The organism is Aromatoleum toluolicum (genome assembly GCF_012911005.2).
GTDB classification, from domain to species: Bacteria; Pseudomonadota; Gammaproteobacteria; order Burkholderiales; family Rhodocyclaceae; genus Aromatoleum; species Aromatoleum toluolicum.
The window spans coordinates 1-16,531 of the sequence record NZ_WTVS01000093.1; the positions used below are offsets into that span (position 1 = coordinate 1).

The 16,531-nt window shown below is 66.4% G+C and carries 20 protein-coding genes; 9 read left to right on the plus strand and 11 right to left on the minus strand.

From position 1 onward, the window contains the following. The 10 genes from GPA27_RS25295 to GPA27_RS25340 all read right to left on the minus strand — a co-directional run. Positions 1-666 (minus strand): ABC transporter ATP-binding protein (locus GPA27_RS25295; RefSeq protein ID WP_169143203.1); only part of this gene is annotated, 666 nt, incomplete at its 3' end. Position 667: 1 nt separating this feature from the next. Next, positions 668-1,480 carry an ABC transporter permease gene (locus GPA27_RS25300; protein WP_169143204.1) on the minus strand — a complete coding sequence of 271 codons (813 nt, stop codon included), beginning with the start codon at positions 1,478-1,480 and terminating at the stop codon, positions 668-670. An 8-nt stretch (positions 1,481-1,488) separates the two neighbouring features. Next, positions 1,489-2,484 carry an ABC transporter substrate-binding protein gene (locus tag GPA27_RS25305; protein ID WP_211165235.1) on the minus strand — a complete coding sequence of 332 codons (996 nt, stop codon included), beginning with the start codon at positions 2,482-2,484 and terminating at the stop codon, positions 1,489-1,491. 212 nt (positions 2,485-2,696) lie between these two features. After that, positions 2,697-3,146, minus strand: a complete 450-nt coding sequence (locus GPA27_RS25310; protein ID WP_169143205.1) for a GFA family protein — start codon at positions 3,144-3,146, stop codon at positions 2,697-2,699. A gap of 121 nt (positions 3,147-3,267) precedes the next feature. Next, complete coding sequence (locus tag GPA27_RS25315) at positions 3,268-4,002, minus strand: ABC transporter ATP-binding protein (RefSeq protein ID WP_169143206.1); 735 nt, start codon at positions 4,000-4,002, stop codon at positions 3,268-3,270. Beyond that, positions 3,992-4,768 (minus strand): ABC transporter ATP-binding protein, encoded by a 777-nt coding sequence (locus GPA27_RS25320; protein ID WP_169143207.1) that lies wholly within the window; start codon positions 4,766-4,768, stop codon positions 3,992-3,994. Before GPA27_RS25320 ends, GPA27_RS25315 begins: the two co-directional genes overlap by 11 nt. Beyond that, positions 4,765-5,865, minus strand: coding sequence for an ABC transporter permease subunit (locus GPA27_RS25325; RefSeq protein WP_169143208.1), 1,101 nt, complete (start codon positions 5,863-5,865; stop codon positions 4,765-4,767). The genes GPA27_RS25320 and GPA27_RS25325 overlap by 4 nt, the downstream gene beginning before the upstream one ends. 18 nt (positions 5,866-5,883) lie before the next feature. After that, complete coding sequence (locus GPA27_RS25330) at positions 5,884-6,816, minus strand: branched-chain amino acid ABC transporter permease (protein ID WP_169143209.1); 933 nt, start codon at positions 6,814-6,816, stop codon at positions 5,884-5,886. Positions 6,817-7,090: 274 nt separating this feature from the next. Further along, the gene (locus GPA27_RS25335; protein WP_169143210.1) at positions 7,091-8,206 is read right to left on the minus strand and encodes a branched-chain amino acid ABC transporter substrate-binding protein; all 1,116 of its coding nucleotides are present in this window, start codon (positions 8,204-8,206) and stop codon (positions 7,091-7,093) included. Positions 8,207-8,742: 536 nt separating this feature from the next. Beyond that, complete coding sequence (locus GPA27_RS25340) at positions 8,743-9,855, minus strand: branched-chain amino acid ABC transporter substrate-binding protein (protein ID WP_169143211.1); 1,113 nt, start codon at positions 9,853-9,855, stop codon at positions 8,743-8,745. A gap of 152 nt (positions 9,856-10,007) precedes the next feature. On the opposite strand from GPA27_RS25340, the gene bamE reads away from it, so the two are divergent. The 3 genes from bamE to GPA27_RS25355 all read left to right on the plus strand — a co-directional run bounded on the left by bamE (position 10,008) and on the right by GPA27_RS25355 (position 12,050). Then, positions 10,008-10,493 carry an outer membrane protein assembly factor BamE domain-containing protein gene (gene bamE / locus GPA27_RS25345; protein WP_169143212.1) on the plus strand — a complete coding sequence of 162 codons (486 nt, stop codon included), beginning with the start codon at positions 10,008-10,010 and terminating at the stop codon, positions 10,491-10,493. 47 nt (positions 10,494-10,540) lie between these two features. Next, on the plus strand, positions 10,541-11,119 hold the full coding sequence (locus GPA27_RS25350; RefSeq protein ID WP_169143213.1) for a hypothetical protein: 579 nt from the start codon (positions 10,541-10,543) through the stop codon (positions 11,117-11,119). Positions 11,120-11,213: 94 nt separating this feature from the next. Next, positions 11,214-12,050 (plus strand): alpha/beta fold hydrolase, encoded by an 837-nt coding sequence (locus GPA27_RS25355; protein WP_246261466.1) that lies wholly within the window; start codon positions 11,214-11,216, stop codon positions 12,048-12,050. Positions 12,051-12,072: 22 nt separating this feature from the next. Here GPA27_RS25355 and GPA27_RS25360 read toward each other — a convergent pair whose 3' ends face one another. Next, positions 12,073-12,441 (minus strand): VOC family protein, encoded by a 369-nt coding sequence (locus tag GPA27_RS25360; RefSeq protein ID WP_169143215.1) that lies wholly within the window; start codon positions 12,439-12,441, stop codon positions 12,073-12,075. A gap of 532 nt (positions 12,442-12,973) precedes the next feature. Here GPA27_RS25360 and GPA27_RS25365 point away from each other — a divergent pair. The 6 genes from GPA27_RS25365 to GPA27_RS25390 all read left to right on the plus strand — a co-directional run. After that, the gene (locus GPA27_RS25365) at positions 12,974-13,456 is read left to right on the plus strand and encodes a type IV pilin protein (RefSeq protein ID WP_169143216.1); all 483 of its coding nucleotides are present in this window, start codon (positions 12,974-12,976) and stop codon (positions 13,454-13,456) included. After that, on the plus strand, positions 13,450-13,965 hold the full coding sequence (locus GPA27_RS25370; RefSeq protein ID WP_169143217.1) for a GspH/FimT family pseudopilin: 516 nt from the start codon (positions 13,450-13,452) through the stop codon (positions 13,963-13,965). The genes GPA27_RS25365 and GPA27_RS25370 overlap by 7 nt, the downstream gene beginning before the upstream one ends. After that, the gene (locus GPA27_RS25375) at positions 13,959-14,450 is read left to right on the plus strand and encodes a prepilin-type N-terminal cleavage/methylation domain-containing protein (protein WP_169143218.1); all 492 of its coding nucleotides are present in this window, start codon (positions 13,959-13,961) and stop codon (positions 14,448-14,450) included. Before GPA27_RS25370 ends, GPA27_RS25375 begins: the two co-directional genes overlap by 7 nt. After that, positions 14,447-15,568 (plus strand): PilW family protein, encoded by a 1,122-nt coding sequence (locus GPA27_RS25380; RefSeq protein WP_169143219.1) that lies wholly within the window; start codon positions 14,447-14,449, stop codon positions 15,566-15,568. Before GPA27_RS25375 ends, GPA27_RS25380 begins: the two co-directional genes overlap by 4 nt. Next, on the plus strand, positions 15,556-16,167 hold the full coding sequence (locus GPA27_RS25385; protein WP_246261468.1) for a pilus assembly PilX family protein: 612 nt from the start codon (positions 15,556-15,558) through the stop codon (positions 16,165-16,167). Before GPA27_RS25380 ends, GPA27_RS25385 begins: the two co-directional genes overlap by 13 nt. Before the next feature lie 28 nt (positions 16,168-16,195). Continuing rightward, a partial coding sequence (locus GPA27_RS25390; RefSeq protein WP_169143220.1) for a hypothetical protein occupies positions 16,196-16,531 on the plus strand: 336 nt, incomplete at its 3' end.

Sequence of the window (16,531 nt, forward strand, 5' to 3'; positions counted from 1 at the left end):
GTCGACATACTGATCGCGCTTGACCGTGCCGGGGCGGTAGGTCATGACGACGATGCGGTCGGCCAGGTAGATCGACTCCTCGATCGAGTGGGTGACGAAGAGGATGGTCTTGCCGAGTTTTTCCCAGATGCGCAGCAGTTCGTCCTGCAGGTTGCGGCGGGTGAGCGCATCGAGCGCGCCGAAGGGTTCGTCCATCAGCATGATCGGGGAATCGAGCGCGAGCACGCGGGCGATCGCCACGCGCTGGCGCATGCCGCCGGAGAGGTCCTTCGGGAAGCGGTCGCGGAAGTCCTTGAGGTGCAGCAGATCGAGCAGCTGATTGACCGTGAGGTCGATCTCGGCCTTTTCCGTGTCTTGGATTTCGAGGCCGAAGGCGATGTTCTGCGCGACGGTCATCCACGGGAACAGCGCATATTCCTGGAAGACCATGCCGCGGTCCGGGCCGGGAGCCCGGATACTCTGGCGGTTGATGACGATGTCGCCGGCCGACGGCGGCTGGAAGCCGGCCACCGCGTTGAGCAGCGTCGACTTGCCGCAGCCCGAGGGGCCGAGCAGGCAGACGAACTCGCCGGGCTGGATGGTCAGGTCGATGTCCTTCAAGGCGACGACGTCGCCGCCGGGCGTCTTGAAGACCTTCTGGACGTTGTTGATCAGGATCTGACTCATATCAGTGCTCCAGGCCGCGGTGCCAGCGCAGCAGATGGTTGTTGAGGCGGCTGACCGCGCTGTCGATGAACAGGCCGAGCAGGCCGATGGTGATCATGCCGGCGATGATCTTGTCCGACCACATGAATTCCCGCGCTTCGAGGATGCGGAAGCCGAGGCCGTCGTTGACCGCGATCATCTCGGAAACGATGACGACGATGAAAGCGGTGCCGATGCCGATGCGCACGCCGGCCAGGATGTAGGGCGTCGCGGCGGGCAGGATGACGCGAGTGAACATCGTCCATTGCCGGACACCGAGGTTCCTTGCCGCGCGGATGTAGATGCCGTCCACCTGGCGGACGCCGGCGATGGTGTTCATCAGCACCGGGAAAAAGGCGCCGATGGCGATCAGGAAGAAGGACGGCGGGTTGCCCAGGCCGAACCACAGTATCGCCAGCGGAATGTAGGCGATCGGCGGAATCGGCCGCAGGATCTGCATCAGCGGGTTGAACAGCGCGTAGATGCGGGGGCTGGCGCCCATCAACAGGCCGAGCGGCAGGGCCAGGCCGGCGCCGATCAGGAAACCGGCGACGACGCGGAACAGGCTGGAATAGGCGTCGTGCGGCAATTCGCCGGAGAGCAGCCAGGCGAGATAGGTCTGGCCGGCCTCCTGCGGCTGGGCCGGCAACAGGTAGGCCCACCATTTGGCGGCGACTGCCGATGGCGACGGCAGCAGCACTTCCGAGAACAGGCCGAAGCGCGAGCCGGCCTCCCACAGCATCAGCAGCAGCACCGGCACCAGCGCGCCGCGGGCGAAGTCTTCGAGTTTCTGCATGATGGCCCTCACTTCACTTTCAGGTCGGCTTTGGCCTGCTGCAGCAGGTCGAGCTTGACCCACTCGGCGGCCTTGGGCGGCTTCTGCATGCGCCCGACGCCGTACTTCTGCATGAAGTCGGTGGTGATGTCGATATGCTCCGGCGTCACGTCGTAGGTGTAGGCGGCGTTGTCCAGCGCGTCCTTGAAATCCTGGGGCGTGATCTGGCCCTTGAACATCGATTCGCGCACGTATTTCTCGGCCAGCACCGGGTCCTTGTTGAACAGCGCGGTGGTCTCGACGAAGCACTTCATCAGGCGCTGGGCGACATCCTTCTTTTCGTTGTACATCTTTTCGGTCATCACCAAGAGGCGCACCGGCTCACCCATCTTGGTCGTGTAGGGCTTCATGATCTCGACGCCGAACTTCTTGTTGATCGCCTGCGACGATTGCGGCTCGGACTGGTTCATCGCGTCGATCTGCCGGGCGGCCAGCGCCTGGTTCAAGTCGGCGAACGCGAGGAAGACGATCTGGACGTCCTTGCCCGGCTTGTCCGACCAGGTCAGTCCGGCCTTTTCCAGTTCGGCGTAGAGCAGCAGTTCGTGCGCGCCGCCGCGGGTGACGCCGACCTTCTTGCCCTTCAGGCCCTGGATGTCCTTGATGCCGGTGTCGGCACCGGCGAGCAGGCGCGCGCCTCCCTTGGCGAAACCGGCCACGGTGTAGATCGGCACGCCGTTGGCGCGGCCCGAGATGGCACCGTCTGAAGCCAGCGCGGCGATGTCGATCTCACCGGCGACAATGGCCGGCATGATGTCCGGCCCCTTCGGGAACATGCGCTCCTCGACCTTCAGGTTGTACTTGGCGCAGGCCTCCTGCATGTAGGACACCGCGCCGTAATGCGCGAACTTCAGGTTGCCCAGACGCACCACGTCCGGCGTCTGCGCCACGGCCGGTGCCGGCAGCGCACAAGCGCCCAGCACGGCGCTCACGAGCACGGCAGGACGGAAAGAAAAGGTGGTTTTCATGACTGACTCCTCCACGGTTGTTGTGCCCATCCTTAACGCAGGAGGTGTGCCAGCTGGCGATTTGGCTAGTCAGTCGTTTGATTTTGCAGGGTTTTTTCAGGTCGACCGCCGGGAAGAACGTGAAGCGGATGTGTGTGTTTTCGGAATGGGTGGAGTAGTGGTGTGCGGAAAATGGCACAGGGGCCGTTGTCGGCTACATACCGCGTGTCGCTTCATTTCGCCTGACCGGTGCCGTCCCCCGCGAGCGTCACACCCCCGAACCACACCGCCTTCCAGCGCGCGACCTTGTCGTCCGGGGCCAGGGTCTGCGGTGACACGGTTGTGGCGTCGGGGAAGCCGGGATCGCCGTCGATGACCCGGCTATTCACGGTCGCGTAGCGGCGGGCGTCTTCCGCGTAGATCACCGCGACGAGCACGCCGCAGCACTTGCAGAAGAGGAACTCCGCCAGCGCGTTCCCCTGCCGGTAGCGCCCCAGCGCGGTCTGGTCGCGGACCTCGAGGTGCAGGCGTCCGGCGGGATCGGAGAAGTAGGCGGCGCCGTGCTTGCGGCAGAAGCTGCAGTCGCAGGCGCGCGGGGTGTAGGCGGCCGGCTCGCGGGGGAGTTCCAGTTCGACGCGAATGGCGCCGCAGTGGCAGCCTCCGCGCAGCGCATGTGCAGGCATGGTCCAGTTCCTCGTGAAGCCGGGCCGGGGCGCACGGCGGCGCCGATTGCAGGCCCGTAAACGGACGACGGGCGCGGAACCCGAGGTCCGCGCCCGTCCGGATCGCAGGCCGACGCCTGCGTCAGGCCGCTTCGCCGAGGTAGGCGGCGCGCACCTTGGGGTTGGTCAGCAGGTCGGCGCCGGTGCCGGTCAGCGTGATCTTGCCCGATTCCATCACGTAGGCGCGCTGCGAGAACTCTAGCGCGAGGTTGGCGTTCTGCTCGACGAGCAGGATCGTCACCCCTTCCTTCGCGACCGACTGCACGACCTCGAAGATCTTCTCCACCACCAGCGGCGCCAAGCCCATCGACGGTTCGTCGAGCAGCAGCAGCTTGGGGCGCGACAGCAGCGCGCGGCCGATCGCGACCATCTGCTGCTCGCCGCCCGACAGCGTGCCGGCCACCTGGGCGAGGCGCTCCTTCACGCGCGGCAGCATCGTGTATACGCGTTCCAGATCCTGTTCGATGACGGCCTTGTCGTTGCGCGTGTAGGCGCCCATGCGCAGGTTCTCCTCGACGGTGAGGCGGGTGAAGATGCCGCGCCCTTCCGGCACCAGCGCGATGCCGCGGCGCAGGCGCTTGTGCGCGGGCAGCACGTGCACCTTGTCGCCCTCGTAGAGGATCTCGCCGCCGGCGATCTTCAGGCTGCCGGCGATGGCGTTCAGCGTCGTGGTCTTGCCGGCGCCGTTGGCCCCGATCAGGCTCACGAGCTCGCCGCGGTACAGTTCGAGGTCGATGCCCTTCACGGCCTTGATGCCGCCGTAGGCGACTTCCATGCCGGAGAGCTGGAGCAGGGGAGCGGTGGGATTAGTGTGCATGCTTGTGGCCTCCGCCGAGGTAGGCGCCGATCACGGCTTCGTTCTTCTGCACCTCGGCCGGCACGTCCTCGGCGATCTTGCGCCCGAAGTCGAGCACGGCGACGCGGTCGCACAGGCCCATCACGAGCTTCACGTCGTGCTCGATCAGCAGGACGGTGACGCCGTCGCTGCGGATCTGCTCGATCAGGTTCTTGAGCTGCACCGTCTCGGTCGCGTTCATGCCGGCGGCCGGTTCGTCGAGGGCGAGGAGCTGCGGTTCGGTCGCCAGCGCGCGCGCGATCTCGAGGCGGCGCTGGTCGCCGTAGGAGAGATTCTTCGCCGTCGCGGTGGCGAAGCGCTCGATGCCGACGTACCGGAGCAGCTCGTAGGCGCGCTCGGTGGTCAGGCGCTCCTCCTCGACGGTGGACTTGTTCTGCGTGAGGATGCCCCACACGCTCGCCTTGGTGCGGATGTGATGGCCCGCCATCACGTTCTCGAGCGCGGACAGCTCGCGGAACAGGCGGATGTTCTGGAAGGTCCGCGCGATACCCTGCGCGACCACCAGATGCGGCTTGCCCGAGGGCAGCACCGCGCCGTTGAATACGAACTCGCCGCCGTCGGGCGTGTAGGCGCCGGTCAGCACGTTGAAGAAGGTCGTCTTGCCGGCGCCGTTGGGGCCGATCAGGCCGTACACCTCGCCCTTGCGGATCGTCAGCGAGACGTCCGAGAGCGCCTGCAGGCCGCCGAAGCGCTTGCCGATGTTGCGGGCTTCGAGCAGGGTGATCATTCGGTCACCCCCTTGGCCTTCAGGTAGCGGATGTGGGAGTACTTGGCGTTGGCCGGGATCAGGCCGGACGGGCGGAGCAGCATCATCAGGATCATCGCGAGCGACAGCAGCAGCATGCGGAGCACTTCGGGGTCGAGCAGCACGTGGCCGAACAGGGCCTGCTGCACCGGCACCGCGAGGTGGCGGAGGATTTCGGGCAGCGCGGACAGGATGATCGCGCCGACGATCGCGCCGGCGATGTTGCCCATGCCGCCGAACACGACCATCGTCAGCACCGCGATCGACTCCATCAGCGAGAACGATTCGGGCGAGACGAAGCCCTGGAAGGTGCCGAACAGCACGCCCGACACGCCGCCGAAGGTCGCGCCGAGCGAGAACGCCAGCAGCTTCATGTTGCGCGTGTTGATGCCGATCGCCTTGGCGGCGAGCTCGTCGTCGCGCATCGCGGCCCACGCGCGGCCCACGCGCGAGATCTGCAGGCGCGAGATGAAGATGATCGAGCCGACCACGCACGCGAGGAAGAAGTAGTAATAGAGGAACAGCGAGTTGATCGCGAGCTCTTCGGTCACCTGGATGTTGCGCGACAGGTCCCAGCCGAACAGCACGATCGGGTCGAGCGAGTTGATCCCCTGCGGCCCGTTCGTGATGTTGATCGGGTAGTTCAGGTTGTTCATGAAGATGCGCACGATCTCGCCGAAGCCCAGCGTGACGATCGCGAGGTAATCCCCCCGCAATCGCAAGACCGGGAAGCCCAGCGTGATGCCCGCCATTGCCGCGAAGAAGGCCGCCAGCGGCAGCACGATCCAGATCGGCGTATGCAGGTCGAAGTGCGGCGACGCGAGGAAGGCCGCGGTGTAGGCCCCCACCGCATAGAACGCGATGTAGCCCAGGTCGAGCAGGCCGGCGAAACCGACGACGAGGTTCAGGCCCAGCGCCAGCAGGATGTAGAGCAGTGCGAAGTCGAGCACGCGCACCCAGGTGCGGCCGAACATCATCGCGACGAGCGGCGCGCCGATCGCGATCGCGATCACCAGCCAGCGCGCGGCCTGCGGGTTGCGTTTGCCCAGCCAGGGAACGGCCAGTGCGAGTTCGTTCATGTTCTTGTCACTCCCGCGTTATGCCCGGTCGGACACGCGTTCACCCAGCAGGCCGGTAGGCTTGAAGATGAGTACGAGGCCGAGGATGATGAAGGCGAAGATGTCCTGGTAGGACGAATTGAGGAAGCCGAAGGTTGCCTGCTCGATGTAGCCGGCGCCAAACGACTCGACCAGGCCCAGCACGATGCCACCGAGCATGGCGCCGCCGAGGTTGCCGATGCCGCCCAGCACCGCCGCGGTGAAGGCCTTCAGGCCGGGCATGAAGCCCATGCCGTAGTGCGCGATGCCGTAGTTGCTCGCGAACATCACGCCGGCGACCGCGGCGAGCGCGGCACCGAGGACGAAGGTGAGCGCGATGATCATGTTGGTGTCGACCCCCATCAGCGCCGCAACGCGATGGTTCTCGGCGGTCGCGCGCATCGCGCGGCCGAGCTTGGTCTTGGTCACCAGCAGGATCAGGCCGGCCATCATCAGCGCGGAGACGATGATGATCGTGATCTGGATCGGCGTGATGAACACGCCCTCGATCGGCTGGATCGGGGTCGTCGAGATCAGCTGCGGGAAGGTGTGGTAATTGCGCCCCCAGATGATCATCGCCAGGGTCTGCAGCAGGAAGGACACGCCGATCGCGGTGATCAGCGGCGCGAGGCGCGGCGCGTTGCGCAGCGGCCGGTAGGCGAGGCGCTCCATCGTGAACGCGAGCAGCATGCACACCGGGATCGCCACCAGCAGCGACAGGGTCAGCATCGCGATCGGCGACATGCCGGGAGCGACGCCCATCAGGAACATCATGGTCTGCAGCGCCGTGAGTGCGCCGACCATCACGAGGTCGCCGTGGGCGAAGTTGATCAGGCCCAGGATGCCGTAAACCATCGTGTAGCCCAAGGCGACGAGCGCATACACGCTGCCGACGACGAGGCCGTTCACGATCTGTTGAAGAAAGATTTCCATGTTTACCCTCGGAATGTCGGGTGCGGGCCGCACTGGGGTGAATGATGCGGGGTGGCCGTCGTGAGGCCGGTCCGCCGTTCGGACGCTGGTTTCGCCCGCGCCGTTCGCGCGCGCATCGGGTTCGGCGCGGGTGTGTCGGCCGGACCGCAGAAAGGCTGAAAATACATCGGGTTACATGTCGCGAGAGTCACAAAAAAGGGGGTGCGATCGTGCTGCGTGATCGCAACCCCCGCTTCGGGTCATCCAGACTGGCGGGCCGGAATGAGCGCCGGAATTACATCGGTGCCCAGGTACCGGCCTTGAACTGGTACATCGTGACCGCGCCGTCCTTGATGTCGCCCAGATCGTCGAAGGCCACCGTCCCGGTCACGCCGGGGTAGTTGCTCTTCTTCAGCTCGGGCAGGTACTTGGCGGGATCGGTCGAGTTGGCCGCCTGCATCGCCTTGATCATCGACATCGCGGCGTCGTAAGCGTAGGGCGAGTAGATCTGCACGTCGGTGTTGAAGCGCGCCTTGTAGCGGTTGCGGAACTCGGTGCCGCCCGGCATCTTCTCGAGCGGCAGGCCCGCCATCGAGCAGTAGGCGTTGGCGCCGATCGAGTCGCCGGCGAGCTTGATCATCTCGGGGCTGCAGCCGCCGTCGCCGGTGACGAACTTCGCTTCGACGCCGAGCTGCTTCAACTGGCGCAGCATCGGGCCGCCCTGGGCGTCCATGCCGCCGAAGAAGATCACGTCGGGCTTGGCGCCGCGGATCTTGGTGAGGATCGCGTTGAAGTCGGTCGCCTTGTCGGTCGTGAACTCGCGCGCGACGATCTTGCCGCCGCCCGCCTTCACCGCCTTCTCGGTCTCGTCGGCGAGACCCTGGCCGTAGGCCGTGCGGTCGTCGATGATCGCGACGGTCTTTGCCGCGAGCGGACCGACGATGAACTTGCCGAGCACGCCGCCCTGCTGCACGTCGTTGGCGATCGTGCGGAACACCGCCTTGTAGCCTTGACGGGTGAGCGTCGGGTTGGTCGCCGAGGGCGAGATCATCGGCACGCCGGCCTGGTTGTAGATGCGCGAGGCCGGGATCGTGGTGCCCGAATTCAGGTGACCGACGACGCCCTTCACGCCGGCGTCGACGAGGCGTTGGGCGACCGTGGTGCCGGTGCGGGGGTCGGCCTGGTCGTCCTCGCCCATCAGCTCGAACTTGACCTTCTTGCCGCCGATGGTGATGCCTTTGGAATTGGCGTCCTCGACGGCGAGGCGCGCGCCGTTTTCGTTGTCCTTGCCGAGGTGGGAGATGGTGCCGGTGAGCGGGGCGACGCTGCCCAGCTTGACGACCATTTCCTGCGCCTGGGCGACCGACAGGCCGAATCCCATGATCGCGAGTGCGACGACGGTTTGCTTCATATTGCTCCTCCAGCGAGATCGATTCGTGAGATTGAAGGCCTGAACGACACTTCCAGCCTTCGTGAGCGCCGAAGGGCCGTCAGGGTGCTGCACGTGATACCGCTTTTCCGTTCGCCCCCGACTATCACCGCTGCGCCGCAACGGTCCCGGGGGGCTGAAAAGTCCGCGTATTCTGCCCAAAAACGGACCGTGATGCGCAATTAGCAACAGTGATGTGCGGCTTTGTGCCTTCTGCAGTGCAGCAAGGGGCCGCCGGTGCCGGTCATCGGCGATGACATGGCGTTTCACTTTCGGCGCGGATCGGCAGTTGGCGCGGGTTTCGAACGGATCAGTCTGTGTTTGCACACATGATGCGTTGCACAAGTCATGCCAGATTGTGGAAAACCCTAATACCCACGCAGGATGCATGCAGGCGAAGCCGGAAAGCCGCCTGATGCGCGGGATACGACAAGAAAAAGGGGCGCCGCGGCGCCCCGATCCGGTTCATGTTCGGCGCCCGCCGCACGGCAGTGGTGCGCGGCGGGCGCTGCGCGGGTTCAGTTGAGCGCTTCCCACTTGCCGCCCTGAAAGCGATACAGCGTCACGCCGCCGTCGCGGATGTCGCCGTTCTTGTCGAAGGCGATCGTGCCGGTCACGCCGGAGACGTCGAGCTTCTGCAGCGCCGGCAGGTACTTGGCCGGTTCGACCGAGCCGGCGGCCTTCATCGCCTCGATCAACGCCATCGCGGCGTCGTAGCTGTACGGCGCGTACAGCTGCACGTCGCCCTTGTACACTTCCTTGAAGCGCTTGTTGAAAGCGGCGCCGCCGGGCATCTTGTCCATCGGGATGCCGGCCTGGGTGCAATAGGCGTCGGCGCTCATCGCGTCGCCCGCGAGCTTGATCATCTCGCCGGTGCACGCGCCGTCGCCGCCGAGGAACTTGGCCCCGAGGCCGAGCTGCTTCATCTGGCGCAGCATCGGCGCGGCCTGCGCGTCCATGCCGCCGAAGAACACGGCGTCGGGCTGCTTGCCCTTGATCTTGGTGAGGATCGCGGTGAAATCGGTCGCCTTGTCGTTCGTGAACTCGCGGCCGACGACCTGTACCCCTTCCTTCTTCAGGCTCTCGGCGAAGGCATCGGCGAGACCCTGGCCGTAGGCGGTGCGGTCATCGATGATCGCGACCTTCTTCGCGCCCAGCTTGTTCGCATACTTGGCCATTGCCGCACCCTGCTGCAGGTCGTTGGCGATGACGCGGAAGGTGACCTTGTAGCCCTGCTGGGTCAGCTTGGGGTTCGTCGACGACGGCGTGATGACCGGCACGCCGGCCTGCTCGTAGATGCGCGACGCGGGAATCGAGGCGCCCGAGGTAACGTGGCCGACCACGCCCTTTACGCCCGCGTCGGTCAGGCGTTGCGCGACGGTCGTTGCGGTGCGCGGGTCGGCCTGGTCGTCCTCGCTCACGAGCTCGAACTTGACCTTCTGGCCGCCGATGGTGGTGCCCTTGGTGTTGGCATCTTCGATCGCGAGGCGCACGCCGTTCTCGCCGTCCTTGCCGATGTGGGCGATGGGGCCGGTGAGCGGACCGGCGTGGCCGATCTTGACGACGGTCTGGGCGTGGGCGGCGGACAGGCCGGCCGCGGCGAGTGCGAGGGCGATCAGGGTCTTCTTCATGAACCGTTCTCCGAAGCGTTGTATGCGGACAGGGGCCGGTTCGCGATTGTGCCGCGCCCCGGTATGGTGCGATTCTAGCCCACGCCCTGCGGTGCCGACATAATGCGGTGCGCTTGGCGCGCCAGCGCCCCCTTATGAGGAGAATCGCCCTGATGAAACGCTTTTTCACCCTGCTGTGCAGCCTGCTCGCTGCGCTCGGGCTGGTTGCCTGCGATCACCTCAACCTGAAGGAGCTGGAGCCGGGGGTGTCCACGGCCGCCGACGTGCGCCAGCGCTTCGGTCCGCCGCAGATGGAGTGGCACAACGACGACGGCTCGGTGACGTGGGAATACTCGCGCCAGCCCATGGGCTCGGAGTGCTTCATGATGACGATCGGCAGCGACGACGTGCTGCGCAAGGTCGAGCAGGTACTGAACGAAACCAACTTCGCGCGCATCCAACGGGGCATGACCGGCGACGAAGTGCGGCGCATCCTCGGCACGCCGGGATCGCGCGAGCGCTTCGACCTCGCCAGGGAAACCGTGTGGGGCTGGCGCGTCGGCAAGGAGGCATCGGGCGATCCGGTGTACTTCCTGGTGCATTTCAACGATGACGCGCGTGTCGCACGCACGAGCCGCTTCGTCGAACAACGCGGCTGACGCAGGCAAGGCGAGGCACGGACGGTGACGCAAGGACGGTGCGGAAGATGAGGCATGCAGCAGCAATTGCGACCTGGGGGCGCATCGCCGCGCTGCTCGTAGCCGCGGCGATTGCCGGCAGCTGCGCGACGATGCCCGGCTCCCGCCCGCTTGCGACCGAGGCCGACGCCATTGCGGCGCATGGCCGGCCGGTACGCCACTGGCAGAACGAAGACGGCACGCGCACGCTGGAATATTCGAACCAGCCCTTCGGCCACGTTACCCTGATGGTGACCGTCGATGCGTCGGGGGCGGTGCTGCGGCAGCACAACGCACTGTCCTTCGAGAACCTCACCCGCGTCGAGCGCGGCATGACGCGCGAGCACGTGTCGCGCCTGCTCGGCACGCATCGCTCGGTGGAATTCTTCCGCCTGAGCGGCGAGGAAGTGTGGGATTGGAACATCGAGAACGATGGCCCGGGCATCTACACCTATTTCAACGTGCACTTCATCGACGGCAAGGTCGTGCGCACGAGCCGCACCTACATCTTTCCGCACGACGGGCCGGAGATGGGCGGCCGCAGCGGTTTCCCCATGTTCCCGTCCGCCCCGCTCCATCCCCTGCGCCACTTGACGGCCGCACCCTGAGCGCGGCGGGGGGCACCCTTTCGAGCGGCCGCCGCGGCGTCTGCCGCTATACTGTCGCAATACGTTGACAGAAGCTGGCGAGATGACCCACGCAATGAGCCATTTTATCGCCGACGACGGCGAACACATCCACGTGAAGATCGAAGGCGAGGGGCCGCCGCTCGTGCTGCTGCACGGCTGGACCGCCAGCCATCGCGACTGGAGCCCCTTCATCGAGGCCTTCGCCGCGCGCCACCGCGTGTATCGCTGGGATGCGCGCGGGCACGGTGGCCATGCCCTGCATACGGACACCCCGCCGAGCGCGGCGCGCATGGCGCGCGACCTCGAGCAGATGCTCAAGCACTGGAACCTGCGCGACGCGATCGTCATCGGTCATTCGATGGGCGCGCTGACGCTGTGGCAATACATCCGCGACTTCGGCTGCGGTCGCCTGCGCAAGCTCGTGATCATCGACCAGTCGCCGCGCATCCTCACCGACGAGCACTGGCGCTGGGGCATCTACGCCGACTTCGACGCGGCGCGCAACGCCGCCTTCGTGCGTTCACTGCAGGAAGACTTCGCCGAAGGCGTGCTGCGCCTGGTCGGCCACAGCCTCAACGAACGTGCGCGGCGCAAGTACCTCGAGAACGGCGAGGGCATGGCGCTCGCGCGCCAGCGCCTGCGCGAGATGACGCCGCAGCCGCTGATCGACTGCTGGTCCAGTCTCGCCGCGGCCGATTACCGCGACGTGCTGGAGAAGATCGACGTCCCCGCGCTGCTGGTCTATGCCGGCGCGAGCAACTTCTACCACACGCGCACCGCCCACTACGTGCGCGACAACATCCCCAACGCGCTGCTCCACATCTACGACGACGTCGACCACGCGCCGCACCTGTGGCAGCGCGAGCGCTTCGCGCGGGACGTGCTCGACTTCATCGACGCCGTGGACTGAGGGCGCGGCGGCGGCCGGGAGCCTATCCGGGCGAGCAGAACCACAGCTTGTTGCCCTCGCTGTCGAGGAAGGCACCAACGTAGAAGCTGCCGTCGTAGAGCTCGACCGCATCCGAGATCTTCACGTCGAGGCCGCGCAGGGTGGCTTCCAGGGCGCGCGCGTCCGCGCATTCCAGCGTGATGCGCGGGTTCGGCTCCGCCGTCGGCGTGCCGTACCAGTCGTCCTTCAGCATCAGCACGGTGCCGCCGAGCAGGAAGGCAGCCTGCTCGCCGCCTTCGCTGGCCGGAGGCAGGCCCAGCGTTTCGCCGTAGAAGCGCGCCGCACGCGCCATGTCGCGCACCGCGAGCGCGACGCCCTTCACGCATTTCAGTCCGAGTTGGGGGGTGGTCATGTTGATCTGCCGTCGAAAGCGAAATCAGCACAGGCCGGCTTCTGCATCCGGCAAGAGGGCGGACCCCGCAGGAGGAAGGCCGCCGTGCCTTCCGGCGCGGCGGGGAGGTCACGGCCGCGGAGGGAGAGGGGCGGTCGTTCATGCTTCACGCTAGCACGTGCAGGACGAAACGCCAGGCGCGCAGCGCGTGCCGCTGCCGCCGTTGCCGCGGTGCATTCGACCCGGCGACGAAAGTCTGTTCGGGTCGAGCCCGTCGAAACGCTGACCGAGCCCTTCGACAAGCTGTATTTTGGCGCGCCGGGTAGATGCTACCGCGGAGCGTCGGGAAGGGTGCATTTCGTATCCTGAATGCGTATCCTTTGACCGTTCCGGTCGCGCTTTTCCGCGATCTTTCGCGTTGTTACAATTCTTTTCAGCGATTTGGCGCCCTCCGGTATCATTTGTTCCGAATCCGTTCGGGCATGCGCGGGGAATTTCACCCGGGTCCGTGCCGCCCGGTCTTTCCGCAGCTATCCCGGCTGGACATCCGCGTATGACTTACGACCTATTCAACGCCCGCGTGGGCCATCGCGGGAACGCCCATCGCGCCGGGCAGGCAGGCTTCACGCTGATCGAGCTCATGATCGCCGTTGCGATCGTCGCAATCCTCGCGGCGATCGCCGTTCCGGCGTATACGCAGTACGTCCAGCGCAGCCGCATCACCGAGGCGACGAACGAACTGGCGACCCTGCGCGTGCGCCTGGAGCAGTTCTATCAGGACAACCGCAACTTCGGCTCGACGGCGACTGCCTGCGGTGTTGCCGTGCCCGCGTCGGACGCCTTCGATTTCACCTGCAACAACGGCGGCGGCAGCAACCAGACCTTCCTCGCGACGGCGACCGGCAAGGCGTCGCGCAACATGGCGGGCTTCTCCTTCACGATCAACCACGACAATCAGCGCCAGACCACCGCCTTTCCGGGCGCGAGCGGCCTGCCGCGCAACTGCTGGATCGTGCGCGCGGGGGATTCGTGCTGAACGGTGTCCGGCAGACGTCGCGGCACAAGGGTTTTACGCTCGTCGAGGCGCTCGTCGCCGTCGGCGTTCTGGCCGTCCTGGCGTCGCTCGCGGCGCCGAGCTTCGAATCCACCTTCGTGCGCTTTCGCGTGCGCGTGTCTGCAGAGGGGCTCATGTCCGGGCTGCAACTGGCGCGTTCCGAAGCCCTGCGTCGCAACCAGGCCGTGCGTTTCACGCTCGACGACGGGCGCGGCAACTGGTCGGTCGCGACGCTCAGCCCTGCCCGCACCATCCAGACGTCCACGGGGGCCGCGGCCGCAGGCGTGACGCTCACGACCAACACGTCGCAGACCGCCGTCGTCTTTCTCGCGAGCGGGCTCGTCGACACCTCGGCAGCCCGAATCGAGCGGATCGACTTGAGCACCCGCGTTCCCGGCGTGAACACCTGGCGTGTCGAGGTGCATGGCGGCGGTCAGGTGCGCATGTGCGATCCGGCGGTCACGGACGCCAATGACCGGAGAAAATGCTGATGCGCGCGGCGCGGCGCGGGCGCGCGCATCAGCACGGCTTCAGCCTGCTCGAAGGGCTGATCGCGATCGTCGTGTTCTCTCTCGGAGCGCTCGGAATGATCGAGATGCAGGCGCGCGCGGTACAACTGAGCGTCGATGCACACGAGCGCGCGAACGCGAGCTTCCTGATCAACCGGCTCATCAGCCAGATCGCGCTGCAGGACGCGACCGTTGCCGCTCCCGATCCCTCGGCCGACTTCCTGCTGGCGCGCCGTGCGTGCAGCGACGGCATCCCCGACACCCATCCGGCCGCGGCGTGGATGCGCGAAACCTGCGCCGCCTTCGACGACGCGAGAATCACGATCGCCCGTCCGTCAGGAGTCGCCACGGGATTTCTCACGATCACGCTCGAATGGCGCGGGCGCTACAAGATGAACGACGGGGCCACGGTGATCCGCGACGATCACCGGCTCGAGATCACCAACCGCTTTCAGTGGCAGTCATGACACAGCGCGCAACCGGTCGCGGGCAGGCAGGCATCTCGCTCGTCGAGATGATGGTCGGCATCGTCGTCGGCTTGATCATCGCGATCGCCATCACTTCGTCGGTCGCGGCGATCGGCAAGCAGTTCCGCATCACCGGCGCCGGTGCGAGCGCGGCCGAGAGCGCTCAGTTGGGTCTCGCGATGGTGGAGCGCGATGCGCGCATGGCCGGCGCGGCGGTCTTCAGCGGTTCGGTCGCGACGATGTGCCCGCGCTTGAATGCCTACAAGGCGCCCGCGACGATCAACGACGGCACGCCGATCGGGGACGCTTGGCCACCGGTGCGAATCACCGATGGGGGCACGGGCTCGGACACGATAGACCTGATCCTCACGCCTCCGGCCGTCGCGATCAACCTCAATGTCGGGGTCACGAAGGAACTGCCCACCAGTGCATCGGTGCTGAAGGTGAGCGAGCCCGGCGGCCGCCTTGCGGTCGGCGACCTCGTGTTGGTCGCCCATCCGCCGCCCAACACCTCCGGCTACCCCTGCACGCTGATCCAGGTGACTGGCATTACCGGCAACTGTGCCGATGCCGCGAATGGCTGCAACGTGAATTTCGGTTCCGGGAGTTCCGATTACAACCCGCCCAACGCGAATACGGCGTTTGCGACCACCGAGCCCTACGCACCAGGGTCGGTGCTGATGAAGCTGCCGAACTTCACCTACACGCGCTACCAGGTGCGGTGCAATTCGCTGCTGCGCCACGACGCCGCCATCACGCCATCTTGTATCGGCACGCCGTCCTACCGCGACAGTGCGCTCGCCGCGGGCATCGTGATGCTGAAGGCGCAGTACGGCATCGCCAACGCCGGCAGCGACGCGATCGTCCAGTGGAAGCGCGCCTCGGCCATTGCGGCAGGCGAGATGGCGCGCGTGAAGGCGGTGCGAGTCGCGATCGTCGCGCAAAGCGGGGAAGTCGACAGCGCGCAGGTCACGTCCTCTGCGCCGGTGGTCTTCGACGGCACTCAGACGCTGGATCTGTCCGGCCTCAGCCTGCCTGCGGGCAAGACCTGGCAGAACTACCGCTACCGGGTGCATGAGACGATCGTGCCGGTGAGGAATTCGACATGGAACCGCTGATGTCGCGCCGCTCCCGCCGTGTGCCCGCCGCCGTGCACGCGTCCGGGGCGGTGCTGATCATCGCCCTCGTCGTGCTTGCGCTCATGAGCCTCGCCGCGGCCTCGGTGATCCGCTCAACAGACACCGGCACGCTGGTGGCCGGCAACCTCGCGTTCCGCCAGGCTACGACGCATGCGTCCGACGTCGCCGTCGATCGTGCGTGGGAGGAACTCGTGCAGGGGACCTACACCGGCAAGGCGTACTACTACGGCACCCGCCAGACCGCCTCGCCCGACTTCACCACGGCTGCGGCCGTGGCGTCCGCGGTCGTGTGGGACTCCAACGCCGTGCCCTGCACGGACGAGCGCGGCATGACCGTCGACTGCGCCGCCGAGACCGGGGGCTTTCGCATCCAGTACCTCATCGAGCGCCAGTGCGAAACCGCGCCGGACGTCAGCGATGTGAACAGCATCAAGGCGCGCTGCGCGATCGATCCGCTCAGCGCGTCCGCCGCCAGCCCCGGCGATCTCGGGGTGTTCTTCAGGGTCCTGGTGCGGGCCCGCGGGCCGCGCGGCACCGTCAGTTTCTACGAAGTGATGTATAGCGGCCCCGCGGCCTGACCATCCGTTATTCCCCCGGAGCAAGACCGTGTGTAACCCGATCGTCCGACGCTGCCTGATCCTGCTGGCCGGCCTCGCCCAACTCGCCGCATTCGCGCCGCCGGCCGCCGCGGCCGACACCGACCTCGCGAACATCCCGATGGCGGTGAGCAACAACGCGCCGCCGAACTTCATGTTCATGGTCGATAACTCGGGCTCGATGAGCAACATCGTGCCCGAAGCGCCGTATTCGGCGACCGGGCCGTCCTACCTGGGCGGCACATGCACCGCCTCCAGCCAGGCGATCCAGACGAGCAACGAAGTATATCTGCGTGTCGTCAACGGCGTGCCCAAGGTTCAGCTCGCGAACCGGGTGGGTTCGGGC